The 12,644-nt window shown below is 66.6% G+C and carries 12 protein-coding genes; 5 read left to right on the top strand and 7 right to left on the bottom strand.

All coding sequences use genetic code 11. The features are described 5' to 3' along the window. Nucleotides 1-25: 25 nt before the first annotated feature. Complete coding sequence (locus J2T07_RS08990; RefSeq protein ID WP_306849097.1) at nucleotides 26-574, bottom strand: rRNA large subunit pseudouridine synthase E; 549 nt, start codon at nucleotides 572-574, stop codon at nucleotides 26-28. Between the two features lies 1 nt (nucleotide 575). Next, the gene (locus J2T07_RS08985) at nucleotides 576-1,424 is read right to left on the bottom strand and encodes a class I SAM-dependent methyltransferase (RefSeq protein WP_306849096.1); all 849 of its coding nucleotides are present in this window, start codon (nucleotides 1,422-1,424) and stop codon (nucleotides 576-578) included. Nucleotides 1,425-1,568: 144 nt separating this feature from the next. Here J2T07_RS08985 and J2T07_RS08980 point away from each other — a divergent pair, with 144 nt between their 5' ends. Further along, nucleotides 1,569-3,680: a TonB-dependent receptor family protein gene (locus J2T07_RS08980; RefSeq protein WP_306849095.1), complete on the top strand. Its 2,112-nt coding sequence runs from the start codon at nucleotides 1,569-1,571 to the stop codon at nucleotides 3,678-3,680. A 36-nt stretch (nucleotides 3,681-3,716) separates the two neighbouring features. Here the strand turns inward: J2T07_RS08980 and J2T07_RS08975 are convergent, their stop codons facing one another. From J2T07_RS08975 to J2T07_RS08955, 5 genes are read right to left on the bottom strand one after another with little or no spacing between them, the layout of a single operon-like run. Continuing rightward, nucleotides 3,717-4,892 carry an ABC transporter permease gene (locus J2T07_RS08975; RefSeq protein ID WP_306849094.1) on the bottom strand — a complete coding sequence of 392 codons (1,176 nt, stop codon included), beginning with the start codon at nucleotides 4,890-4,892 and terminating at the stop codon, nucleotides 3,717-3,719. Continuing rightward, entirely contained in the window at nucleotides 4,889-5,623 is a 735-nt protein-coding gene (locus J2T07_RS08970) for an ATP-binding cassette domain-containing protein (protein WP_306849093.1), read from the bottom strand. Before J2T07_RS08970 ends, J2T07_RS08975 begins: the two co-directional genes overlap by 4 nt. Continuing rightward, nucleotides 5,620-7,179 (bottom strand): alpha/beta hydrolase, encoded by a 1,560-nt coding sequence (locus J2T07_RS08965; RefSeq protein WP_306849092.1) that lies wholly within the window; start codon nucleotides 7,177-7,179, stop codon nucleotides 5,620-5,622. The genes J2T07_RS08970 and J2T07_RS08965 overlap by 4 nt, the downstream gene beginning before the upstream one ends. Nucleotides 7,180-7,183: 4 nt before the next feature. After that, a complete protein-coding gene (locus J2T07_RS08960; protein ID WP_306849091.1) occupies nucleotides 7,184-7,378 on the bottom strand; it encodes a helix-turn-helix transcriptional regulator in 195 nt (64 codons plus the stop codon). Next, on the bottom strand, nucleotides 7,375-7,776 hold the full coding sequence (locus J2T07_RS08955; RefSeq protein ID WP_306849090.1) for a hypothetical protein: 402 nt from the start codon (nucleotides 7,774-7,776) through the stop codon (nucleotides 7,375-7,377). The genes J2T07_RS08960 and J2T07_RS08955 overlap by 4 nt, the downstream gene beginning before the upstream one ends. A 267-nt stretch (nucleotides 7,777-8,043) precedes the next feature. Here J2T07_RS08955 and J2T07_RS08950 point away from each other — a divergent pair, with 267 nt between their 5' ends. The 4 genes from J2T07_RS08950 to J2T07_RS08935 are packed head-to-tail and all read left to right on the top strand — an operon-like array spanning nucleotide 8,044 to nucleotide 12,614. Beyond that, the gene (locus J2T07_RS08950; RefSeq protein WP_306849089.1) at nucleotides 8,044-8,553 is read left to right on the top strand and encodes a Csu type fimbrial protein; all 510 of its coding nucleotides are present in this window, start codon (nucleotides 8,044-8,046) and stop codon (nucleotides 8,551-8,553) included. 23 nt (nucleotides 8,554-8,576) lie between these two features. Next, nucleotides 8,577-9,290: a fimbrial biogenesis chaperone gene (locus J2T07_RS08945; RefSeq protein WP_306849088.1), complete on the top strand. Its 714-nt coding sequence runs from the start codon at nucleotides 8,577-8,579 to the stop codon at nucleotides 9,288-9,290. Continuing rightward, a complete protein-coding gene (locus tag J2T07_RS08940) occupies nucleotides 9,244-11,601 on the top strand; it encodes a fimbria/pilus outer membrane usher protein (RefSeq protein ID WP_306849087.1) in 2,358 nt (785 codons plus the stop codon). Before J2T07_RS08945 ends, J2T07_RS08940 begins: the two co-directional genes overlap by 47 nt. Continuing rightward, the gene (locus tag J2T07_RS08935; RefSeq protein ID WP_306849086.1) at nucleotides 11,598-12,614 is read left to right on the top strand and encodes a Csu type fimbrial protein; all 1,017 of its coding nucleotides are present in this window, start codon (nucleotides 11,598-11,600) and stop codon (nucleotides 12,612-12,614) included. The genes J2T07_RS08940 and J2T07_RS08935 overlap by 4 nt, the downstream gene beginning before the upstream one ends. The last annotated feature ends 30 nt before the right edge of the window (nucleotides 12,615-12,644 follow it).

Genomic DNA, 12,644 nt, shown 5'->3' with positions numbered 1-12,644 from the left:
AGCCGCTTCAGCGGCGATCCCTACGTCAGCGAGCCACTCGCGAATCGATCACCCGCACCTGCCCGATCCCCAATCCATCCAGCCGGTAATCCCCCACCGCCTCGCGCACCAGCCGTAGCGTCGGCAGCCCCACCGCCGCGGTCATCCGCCGTACCTGGCGATTCCGCCCCTCGCGCAGCACGATGCGCAGCCACGCGTCGGGCACCGTCTTGCGGAAACGCACTGGCGGATCGCGCGGCCATAACCACCCGGGCTCGTCGATGGCTTCCACCACCGCCGGCAACGTCGGCCCATCCTTGAGTATCACGCCGTGTCGCAGCCGATCGAGTGCGTCCTCCGTCGGCACGCCCTCGACCTGCACCACATAGGTCTTCGGCTGCTTGTGCTTCGGGTCGGCCAGCCGGTGCTGCAACTTGCCATCGTCGGTGAGCAGCAGGAGCCCTTCGCTGTCGTGGTCCAGCCGCCCCGCGGCGTAGACGCCTTTCTGCGGCACGAAGTCGGCCAGCGTGCGCCGGCCGGCTTCGTCGGTGAACTGGCAAAGGACCCCGAAGGGCTTGTTCAGCGCGACCAGCACCTTACTTGGCGGTGGCGGGCTTCACGAAGCGCAGGGTCATGCGATCGGATTCGCCGATGGCCTGCCACTTGGCCTTGTCCGTCTCACCCATGTCCAGCGTCGGTGGCAATGTCCACACGCCCTTGGGATGGTTGTGGTCGTCCTTCGGGTTCGCGTTGATCTCGCTTTGCGCGTCGAGCTTGAAGCCCGCGTCGGTCGCCAGCTTGATGACGTAATCGGTCGGCAGGTAGCCGGAGTTCACGACCTCGTCGAGTTTCTTCCCCGCGTCCGCCCGATGGTCTTCCACGCCAAGCACGCCACCCGGCTTGAGCACGGTGAAGAAGGACTTGAACATCGCCTCGGCGCTGCCGTCGGCCGCCCAGTTATGCACGTTACGGAAGGTCAGCACCATGTCGGCCGAACCCGGTGCGCCAAGCACGGGCGCCTTGCGGTTGAACTCCACGATCTTCGCGTTGCCGTACTGCGCCGGCGCGAAGGAAAACTTCTTCTGCAATGCCGCCGTGCTCTTCGAGCCCTTCTCGACCGCACCGATGTAATGGCCGTTGTCGTGAAGGAACGGAGCGAGGATCTCGGTGAACCAGCCACCCGAAGGCCAGATCTCGATGACAGTCATGTCCGGACGGATGCCGAAAAAGGTCAGCATCTCGCGCGGGTGACGGTACACATCGCGCGCCTTGTTCTCCGGAGAGCGCCAGCTGCCGGCGATGGCCTTGTCCAGTTCGGCGGCGGTGAGCTGGCCGGCACTGGCCGGCGGCGTCGCCCGGGCCGGCTGGTCCGTATCGACGGCGAGGGTGGTGTGCGCGAACGCGAGACCGAGCAGTCCAACGCAGGCGAAAGCGAGCTTCTTCATGGCGACACCGGAAGGTAGGGGACGTGGGCGGGAAGGCTAGCACGTGTGTGGGGGCGCTTCAGCGGCAACCGGACGGGGCCGGACCTTGAGCTTATGCATACAATCCCTCGGACATCCTGTCCGCCCCACCCCAGGGAACCCCACATGCGCCCTCCCCATCTCCGCCCGTTGGCGGGCGGCATCCTCCTCGCGCTGGCCTCCGGCGTGGTCGCCCAGGACGCGCAGCTCGCGCCCGTCGTGGTCACCGCCACCCGTACGGCGCAGTCGCCCTACGACATTCCTGCCGCCATCGACGTGGTCGCCACGCCGCCGGACGGCTCGCTCGACGTGAACCTGTCCGAGCGCGTGCAGGCGATCCCGGGCATCGTCGCCCGCGATCGGCAGAATTATGCGCAGGATGCGCAGGTGTCGATCCGCGGCTTCGGCGCACGCTCCACCTTCGGCATCCGCGGCGTGCGGCTTTACACCGACGGCATTCCGGCGAGCATGCCGGACGGCCAGGGCCAGGTATCGCACTTCAACCTCGACTCGGCGGACCGGGTCGAGGTATTGCGCGGCCCTTTCTCCGCCCTCTACGGCAATGCGTCGGGCGGTGTGGTGCAGATTTTCACCGCCGGTGGGACCGAACCGCCGGAGTTGCGCTTCGGCATCGCCGGGGGCAGCAATGGCAATGTCCGAAGCTCGGTGAACGCGCGTGGCGTGGACGGGCCGGTCGACTATAACGTCGACTTCACCCACTTCCGTACCAGCGGCTATCGCGACCACAGCGCCGCACGGCGCGAGTCGGGCAATGCCAAGATCGGCTGGAAGATCGACGATGACGCCAGGCTGACCCTCGTGGTCAACACACTGGATGTTCCCGATGCACAGGATCCATTGGGACTCACGCGGGCCCAGTACAAGAGCGATCCGCGCCAGGTCGCCTCGGTGGCGACCACGTTCGACACCCGCAAGTCGGTCGACCAGCAACAGGCGGGGCTCATCTACGACCAGCACATCGACGATGCCAACAGCCTGCGGGTGATGGGCTACTACGGCCAACGCGGGGTCACGCAGTACCTGTCGATTCCGGTCGCGACGCAGGTCTCCCAACCGGGAAACTCGGGCGGCGTCGTGGATCTCGATAACGAATACGGTGGTGGCGACGTGCGCTGGACCTGGCGCGACACGCTGGCCGGGCGGCCCTTCGAACTGGCCGCGGGCGTGGCGTACGACAACCAGGAGCAGCACCGCCAGGGTTACAACAACTTCGTCGGTGGCACGCTCGGCGTCCGTGGGGACAAACGCCGCGACGAGATCGACCGTGTCTTCGACTTCGACCAGTATGCCCAGGCGACCTGGCGCGTGGCCGACGACTGGAGCTTGATGGGTGGCGTCCGGCACAGCGAGGTGCGCTTTCGCTCCACCGATCGCTACATCGCAACCGGCAATCCCGACGACAGCGGCACGGTGAAGTACAGCGCGACCACGCCCGTGTTCGGCGTGCTCTGGCGCGCGGCACCCTGGATGCATGCATATGCGAACTGGGGCCGAGGCTTCGAGACGCCCACGTTTTCGGAACTCGGCTACCGCGCCGATCGCGGCGCCGGGTTGGCCTTCGACCTCAAGCCCTCGCGCTCGCACAACGCGGAGCTGGGCCTGAAGTTGCGTCCCGCCGAAGGCACCGAGGCGGGCCTCGCCGTGTTCCGCGCCGATAGCGACGACGAACTGGCGGTGGCGACCAACCTCGGTGGCCGCACGACCTACCAGAACATCTCGCGGTCGCGGCGACAGGGAGTCGAGGCTTCGTTCAGTACGGGGCTTGCGCGGAACCTTCGGTTCATCGCGTCGTACACGCACTTGCAGGCGACCTTCCGCACTCCCTTCCTCACCTGCGTAACGGCGGGTTGCCCCGCGCCGGATACACCGGTGCAGGCTGGCACGCGCATTCCGGGAGTGCCGCGTTCGATGGGTTATGCGGCGCTGAAGTACGGCGGGGAACGGGGCTGGCAGGCGGGGCTGGACATGAATGCCATGGGCGCGACGTCGGTGAACGACCTGGGCACGGAGTCCGCGCCCGGATATGCGCTATTCGGTTTGTCGGGCGGGTATGTGTTCGACCAGGGACCGTGGCGGGTGAACACGTTCGCCCGGGTCGACAACCTGGCCGGCCGGCATGTGATCGGATCGGTGATCGTCAACGATGGGAACGCACGGTATTACGAGCCGGCACCGGGCCGCACGTTCCTGGTGGGGGTGGATATGCGGTGGCGGTGAGGTTGACGGGCTGTCGCCGCTTCAGCGGCGATGCCCTTAGCCGGAAATCGCCAGGCGCTCCGATCGGTACAGCAGGGCGGTGCCCCACACCGCCAGCACGGCGGCCGCGAAACCACCCGCGAGACAGAGACCGAGTTGCCACCCGGGCACGCCATCGCCGCGCAGCAATTGCACGATGCCGAGGTTCTGCCCGAGCAACGGCACCGCATACATCCACGGCTCCGCACGCACGGGAATCACCGAAAGCAAGGCGCTCGGCAACACCGGGATGATCATCAGGATCGACAGGTAGGTCTGCGCCTCGCGGTAGCTCTTGGCGAACGCCGACACGAGCGACTGCAACGCCGCCAGGAGCACGATCAAGGGCAGCATCAGCAACACCACCTGCGAGCCGAACCGCAGCCCGAGGTCCAGCGCGATGCCCAGCTTCTCCACCGGGATGAACAAGGGCGCGGTGGCGAACGCCGCCACACTGAGCAGGAGGCTCACCAGCGAAAAGGTGCAGATCGCCGCGAGCTTCCCCGCCAGGATCTTCCAGCGCGCCACGGGATTCACGAACAGCGGCTCGAGCGACTGGCGTTCACGCTCGCCGGCGGTGAGGTCGATGGCCAGGTACATGCCCCCAAGGAAGACCGTGAGCACGAAGAAATACGGCAGGAAGGAAAACATCAACGCAGAGCGCGATTGCGACGTGGCCTGGTCCCGATCGGCCACCTGCACCGGCCATGCCGTGGTCGGCGACAGGCCGCGCGCGATCAGCCGCATCGCGCCTTCGCGCTTGCCATACGACTCGACCACACTGCGCACGCGCGCCACCGGCGTGGACGCGTCACGTCGCGAGGAATCGTAGATCAGTTCCACCTGCACGGCCTGGCCCTTGCTCCATGCCTGGGCGTATTCCGGCGAGATGCGCAGCACGATGTCGGCGCGCTGCTCGCGCACCGCGTTCTCCGGATCGGGCATGGCCGGGGCCGCATCGATGCCCGCGCCTTTCAACGCGGCCACGAGGTTCGGCGCGACATCCGCGCCGATCACCGGCACGGATATCGGCCGGTCGGACTTGGCCAGCTCGCGGTTGACCATCACGTTCATCAACATGATGAACATGACCGGCCCCAGCAAGGGACCGGTGATCAACGCGTTGACGAGCGTGCGGCGGTCGCGGAGGTTCTCCCGCACTTCCTTCCAGTAAACAGCGGTGAAAGCGCTCATGCGGCCAGTCCTTCGTCGGTACCGATGATCTTCACGAAAGCATCCTCGAGACTGGTTTCACCGGTTTGGGCGAGCAAGGCGGAGGGCGCCTCGTCGGCGACGACACGCCCGTGGGCGATCACGACGATGCGGTCGCACAACGCGGCCACCTCCTGCATGATGTGGCTGGAGAACAGCACGCAGCGCCCTTCGTCTTTCAGTTGCCGCATGAAACGGCGCATCGCGCGGGTCGCCATCACGTCCAGGCCGTTGGTTGGTTCGTCGAGCAATACGTTGCGCGGGTCGTGCACCAGCGCGCGGGCGATCGCGGTCTTGACCCGCTGCCCTTGGGAGAAGCCCTCGGTACGCCGCGTGGCGATGTCACGCATCTCCAGCGCGTCGATCAGTGCCTCGCGGCGCTGGCGAAGCAGACCGGGTTCCATGTCGTGCAGGCGGCCGAAGTAATCGATGTTCTCCGTCGCGGTCAGGCGCTTGTAGAGCCCGCGTGCATCGGGCAGCACGCCGAGCTGGCGACGGACGGCAAGCGGATCGACCGCGGCGTCCACGCCGTCGACCAGCACCTGGCCCGAATCCGGTGTCATCAAGGTGTAGAGCATGCGCAGGGTGGTGGTCTTTCCCGCGCCATTGGGGCCGAGCAAGCCGGTGATCTCGCCATCGCGCGCGGTGAAGCTCACGCCGTTCACGGCGCGTACCGCGCCGAAGGCCTTGTGCAGGTCCTTGACCTCGATCATGGGGTGGCTCCGTTGAATCCGACGAAGACGGGCAAGGGCTTGAGGCGATCCAGGCACGAGGTGTCGAGGCCCTTCGCATCCGCCTTGTCGATGAATCGGTCGAGCAGGCGGGGCATGCAGCCGCGCGCGACCACGTTGTGACCCTGCCCCTTCAGCACGACGTGACGACCGTTCGGCAGGCCCTTCACCACCTCGTCGCCATAACGTGGTGGCGTCACGGGATCGAACTCGCCGGACATCAGCAGGGCGGGTACGTCGCTCCTCAGCGGTTCGTGGAAATCCGCCGGCCGGGAACCGTGAGGCCAGACCGAGCATGCCGCGCGAAAGGCCTCGATCATCGTGTCGCCGAGGATGGTGTCCTTGTCCTGCGGTCGCGGTTGCAAAAGGTCGGCGTCCTCGGAGCAAATCACGGAGTACTGCATGCCGCCGTCCATGGTGTCGCCGAGATCACCGGTGAGCAGTTTCGCCTGGCCCAGCAACGGTCCGACATCGCCGCGCGCAGCGGCGTCGATGGACAACGGCAACAAGGCTGCGGTTTCCGGGGAATAGGCGAACATGCGCACGACGGTGGCCAGGGAGACTTCGCTGAGCACGCGCTGCACGGACGCGTAGTTCTGCGGGTCGCGGAAGCTCACCTTGTGCGGGTTGGCACGAAGGGCGTCACGCAGCTGGTAGAGCGTCTGGTAGGGATCGCTGAAACGTGCGCGACAGGCCTCGTCGGCTTCGCAACGGGCGAATTGCGCCTTCAGCGCGGCGTCCAGGTTTACCGCGAAGTCCTCTCCCAACACGAGCGAATTCGGCGCGATGCCGTCGAGGATCAACGTTCGCAGGCCGTCGGGATGCCGCATCGCGTATTGCTGGGCCACGCGGGTGCCATACGACACACCGAGCAGGTCGAACTTCGGCGAACCCAGCGCGCGACGCACGTCTTCCAGATCCGCCACGGCATCGGTGGTGGTGTAGAAGCGGACATCGGCGTCGCGTGAGAGCTGGTCGAGGCATTGGCGGGTCTCCTTGCGCACGGCCTCGGCATCGAAGCCATGTGTTTCCTCCGCGCCGCCGGGCACGCCCGGCTCGTCATCCCTGCAACTCAACGGATGCGAGCCACCGGTTCCGCGCTGGTCGAGCAGGAGCAGGTTACGGTGCGCCAGCAGCGGCGCCATCGCCGGGGCGATCGCTGGATAACTTTCGGCGGCGGACTGGCCGGGGCCGCCCGCGATGAAGGTGACCATGTCGACGGCAGGCACCTGCGCGCTGCTGCGGACGATCGCCAGGCGCAGGGCGATCTTGCGGCCATCCGGATGCGCGCGATCTTCCGGCACCTCGAAGGGCGCGCACCACGCAGCGGTGGATAGACCGGAATGCGGCTGCGGCAGTTCGCACGGTTTCAGTTCCAGCGCCCCGAGCTTCCACACCCGCGGCGGCGCGGGACGCGTCGCGGCAGGCGCCGTCGTCGTCGCGGCCGGTTCCTCCGTCCGGTGATGCATCCATTGCCGTCCCGCGAGGGCGGCGGCGACGATCGCGATGACGACGGCGATCCGTGGCGCTCGTTTCATACGCTCATTCCCCCGGGATAAAGATGGATTCGATAGGCAGGTCGAACAGCTTCGCGATCTTGAAGGCGAGTGGCAGGCTCGGATCGTACTTCCCGGTTTCCACCGCGTTCACCGTTTGCCGGGATACGTCCAGCTTCTCGCCGAGATCGGCTTGCGACCACCCCGACGCCGTTCGCAGTTCACGGAGGCGGTTGTTCATCGGGCACGGTAATACAAACGAACGGCGCACTTGACCACGCCGAAGCAACCCAGCAGCACCGGCAATACCCAGATCGCCACCGCCTCGGCGGGCGGCGCCGCGATCACCCGCGCGTTGAGCAACATGCCGTAGGTGAAGAAGCCGAAGGCACCGATGCCACCGGCGATGGCGATGGATTCAAGGTCGATGCGGCGCTCGAACTCGTCCTGGTCGCGGATCACGCGCACCATCGCGCGAATGACGAAGGCGATCGGCAACACGGGCAACAAGGTCACCAGGGTTCGCGCGAGGCTGCCTTCCAGCGTCTTCAACCAGCCGACGGAAAAAAAGAGCAGGAGCACGTAGGCCAGCATCGCCGGGAAGAATTCGCGCAGGTAACGCTTGTGCACGGCACGCATCGCCACTCCCCTCGGTGGATGAAGCCGGACGGCCACTGTCACGACCGAACATGTGTCAAGCAAGCTTTACACCATCATGCGACGGGCTCCCCGCTCATGTCAAGCACCCTTTACAGCCCGCCCTGCGCCCTTTCGGCATCGATATGTCGATACGGCAAAGCGGCCGTAAATGCGCACCGGCGCATTCGCCTTTCCCCGATCCTTGCTTTCGACGAGACGTACCCGCGCCGGTCGGCCGGGCCGCTCCGTCATCCAGGGAGACACGCCATGCATCCTGTCGTCCGCCTGTTCGCCGGCACAGCCGCCCTTGCCCTTGGCGTGGCCAGTGCCCCTGGCTACGCCGCCACCGCCACGACCACGTTCAACGTGCGTGTCACGATCACCGCCGCTTGCGACATCACCACGACGGCACCGACCGATGTCGACTTCGGCAGCCAGCCGTCCACCGCGACCAACGTCGACAACCAGGGCGCGCTCAACGTGAACTGCACGCCCAGCGCTCCCTACACGATCGCGCTGGACAACGGCCAGAACGGCACCGATGCGAACTCGCGAAAGATGAGCAACGGCACGGAGCTGGTGCCCTACCAGCTCTACCGCAACGCCGCGCGCACCGCGGCCGACATATGGGGCAGCACCACCGGCGCGGGCGGCAACGTCTATGCAGGCACGGGGGACGGCAGCGTGCAGAACATTCCCGTCTACGGCCGTGTGCCGAGCACCAACTTCGCCGCCGGCAGCTACACCGACGTCATCACCGCCACGATCACGTACTGACGGTGTGCCGATGGGCGCTCCGCGTGGCGAAGGCTGCCGCGATGGCCATCGCGGCCATCGTGGCGCCGGTGGCGTTGGGCAGTGGATTGCAGGTGACGCCCATCGGCCTTCGTCTCGCGGCGAAGACACCGGCCGAGGCGCTGTGGCTGACGAACACAGGCAACGACCCGATCCAGGCCCAGGTCCGCGTATTCCGTTGGACGCAGGTGAACGGCGAGGATGTCCTGGCACCGTCGCGCGACCTCGTGGTGAGCCCACCGATGGTGGCCATCGCCCCTGGGGATCGCCAGCTGGTGCGCGTGATTCGGCAGGCGACGCCGCCGGAAGACGGCGTGGAATCCGCCTATCGCATCCTGGTCGACGAATTGCCGGTGGGCATGACTACCAAGGGTGGCCTGACCTTCGTCCTGCGCTATTCCATCCCTGTTTTCCTCGCCCCCGCCGGCAACCCGGCGACGAAAGCGGCGTTGGAAACCACCTGGGAAGAAACGGCGACGGGTGCGCGCCTGCGTGTACACAACAGCGGAAACGCCCATGCGCAAATCGCCGACGTGACTTGGCAGGGACCGGAGGACCGGCGCGACATGCTCCTGTCCGGGCTGGTCGGCTACGCCCTGCCGGGCTCGACGATGCGTTGGAATCTTCCGGCCGACGTGCCGAGCGGTGGCGTGTTGCGCGCGAGGATCAACGGTGAGGCGTCCGAATCGACGCTGGTCGTTGATCCTCGGGGCCCTTAGTGTCCTTCTTGCGTCCGAATCCGGCGGCACCCACGCCTTGTCCAACGAACCGGCCGCCGTTCCTCCACCACCGACGGTGACGCCGCGCGTACGAACCACCGGGGAAGACCTCTATCTCGAGGTGGTGCTCAACGGTTCGTCGACGGAGAAGCTCGTGCACTTCATCCATCGCGGGGAGACACTCTGTGCGACGGCGAGGGACCTGCGCGATCTCGGATTCATCCTGCCTCCCGGCGACGGCGAACGCTGCCTGCCGGATATCCAGGAGCTTCGTTATACCTATGACGTACGCCTGCAACGGGTGGACATCCAAGTGCCCAACGCACGTCTGCAACTGTCCACGCACATCCTCAATCGACAGGAACGCCCCGCGTTGCGCGCCACCAGCGGTACCGGGGTCCTGCTCAATTACGACATCTACGCCGCGCACGGCGGTGGCGAGGGAAACATCAGCGGACTGGCGGAGTTGCGTGGCTTCAGCGAAGGCCTGGGCGTGCTCAGCACCACCTCGTTGACTCGTCGCTACCAATCCCACGGTGCGGGATGGCGAGGCGATTCCGTACGGCTGGATACCCAGTGGCGGCTTTCGTTCCCCGATCGTGCGCAGGTGTTGACCATCGGCGATACCTTCACCGGTTACCTTGCCTGGACGCGGGCCACGCGTATCGGAGGGATTGCCTACGGCACGGATTTCGCCACCCAGCCCTACCGCGTGACGACGCCGCTGCCGCAATTCTTCGGCGAGGCCACGGCGCCGTCGTCGGTGGAGCTTTATATCGACGGCGTCCGCCAATACAGCGGCAAGGTGCCGGCCGGTCCTTTCCAGCTCACCGCCGTCCCCGGCATCGACCAGGCCGGCCAGGCGCAAGTGGTACTCACGGATGCGCTGGGCCGCAGCAGCACGGTCACCTTTCCCTTCTACGCCGCGAGGCAACTCCTGCGCCAAGGTCTGGACGACTGGTCGGTGGAACTAGGCACGGTGCGCCGGGCCTACGGCATCGATTCCTTCGCGTACGGCGACGCGCCTGTCGGCAGCGCCACATGGAGGCATGGCGTCACCGACACGCTTACCCTCGAGTCGCACGCCGAGGCGGGAGACGGGCGGGGCACCGCGGGCGCGGGCGGCGTGTGGAACCCGGTGGGGGCGCATGTCCTGAATGCGTCGCTGTCCATGTCCCGAGGCGGCGGCATGCAGTATGGACTCGGCTATGCGTGGAACGGGCACTACATGAATGCCGCGATCGACACGCTGCGTGGCGACGCCCGTTACCGCGATGTGGCCGCAGGCTATGGTTCGCCCCCGCCGCGCGTCAGCGATCGGGCGCTCATCGGCTTCAACGTGCGCGAATCCAGCTTCGGCGCCAACCTCGTCCGGCTCCGCTACAGCGGACAGCCTATCTCGCGGTACGCCGGCCTGTTCGCGCTGCGCAACATCGGTCGCGGGGTATCGTTGAGCGCCAGCTACAACCGTAACCTCGACGATGCCTCGGATCGCAGCTTTTTCATCGGCGTGACCCTCGCGTTGGATCGTCGCGCGACCTTGAGCGCATCCATGCAGCGCGACCGCGAACGGGCCTTCGGCGTGGTCGATGCCAGCCGTGCCATCGACGGAGACGGCGGCTTCGGATGGCACGTGCAGGGACGTTCGGGCGCGGATGCGGGTGGTCTTGGCGAAGTGGGCTGGCTCGGCAACCGTGGCCAGCTCACCGTCGGTGCCAGCGATGTGGGGCCATCCTCGTACAGCTATGCCGACGCCAACGGGGCGATCGTGCTGATGGGCGGCCACGTGTTCGCCGCTCGTCGTATCGACGACGCCTTCGCCCTCGTGACGACCGAAGGCGCAGCGGACGTACCGGTGTTGCTCGAGAATCGCCGCACCGGCGTGACCGACAGCCGTGGATTGCTGCTGGTCTCGCGGTTGAATGCCTACCAGGACAATCGCCTCGCCATCGATCCTCTCGACCTGCCCGCCGACGATCGCGTACAGCGCGTCGAAGCGACGATCGCGCCCGCGGACCGATCCGGCGTGATGGTGCGCTTCCCCGTGAAGCGAGTGCGTGCCGCGCTGGTCACGCTCGTCGACGAATCCGGCGTTCCCCTGCCGGTGGGTTCCACGGTCGCGGCGGGCGGTGGTGGAAACGCCATCGTCGGCTACGACGGCATGGTCTATCTCGACAACCTGGAAGGCAGCACCATCCTCGATGTGGGCATACAAGGCGGCGGCCATTGCGAGGCGACGCTCGATTACCCCCCGCATGCACGCAACCTCCCCGATCTTGGCCCGCTGGCATGCCGGGCCCGTGCGCCGTGAAGTGGCTGGCCGTCATCGTCATCGCGCTTGCCGCACTGCTGGCGGGGCCGCGGGCGGAAGCCACGACCACCTGCACGATCACCGGCATCACCACGCTCGCCTTCGGCCCGGTGGACCCCACGTCCGGCACCGTCGACGGCACGGCGACGATCGACTACAGCTGCACGTACAGCGGCGGCCTGCTCGGTGGCCTCTACGGGGTCTACCTCACCGGATGCATCGGGCTCGCGCCGGACGACCTAGGCAACGTCTCGCCGCGCACCGCCATCAACGGCAACGGTGATCGCATGCAGTACCAGCTGTACAAGGATTCGCCGCGCAGCAACGTGTGGGGTCCCATCGGAAACGCGACGTACACGCCGCTGACCTTCCAGGTGACCTTCACCATCCTGTCGAACCCACAGACACGCACCGGCTCCGTCACCGTGTACGGCCGGGTGCCCGCTGGCCAGTCGACGCTGTCGAGCGGCACGTACAGCGGAACCCTCGCCGGGGGACTCAACGCGAACGGTCTCGCGTATCGCTACAACGAGGTGCTGCTCAGCCTCGGAACGTATCCGGCGAGTTGCCAGAGTGGTGGCGGCGGGGGCGCCAGCGGGGCCGGGCCGTCCTCGACGGTAACGGCATCCGTATCGAACCTGTGCACCCTCGCCACGGCGAGCGATCTCAACTTCGGCAGCGTGCCGGGCCTGCTGCGGACGAACAGCGACCAGACCTCGTTGCTGCGCATGACCTGCACCAACCGCGCTGCATACCAGGTGGGGTTGGACAATGGACAGAACGCGTCCGGGACGACGAGACGAATGACATCCGGGGGCGGCTTCGTGAACTACGAGCTCTACCGTGACACCCAGCGCACGCTGCGCTGGGGAGAGTCGCTGAACGTCGATACGGCGACGGGGACGGGCTCGGGTGCGGAACAGACGCTGACGGTGTATGGCCGGGTGCCGGTGCAGTCGGCCGTTGGCGCCGGCGAGTACAGCGATGTGGTGACGGTGACGGTGACTTATTGAGGGTTGGACTTTGGGGAGGACTTTGGGAAG

The organism is Luteibacter jiangsuensis, assembly GCF_030812295.1.
GTDB classification, from domain to species: Bacteria; Pseudomonadota; Gammaproteobacteria; order Xanthomonadales; family Rhodanobacteraceae; genus Luteibacter; species Luteibacter jiangsuensis_A.
The sequence above is the reverse complement of the archived record's forward strand: the minus strand, read 5'-3'. Positions and strand labels throughout refer to the sequence as shown.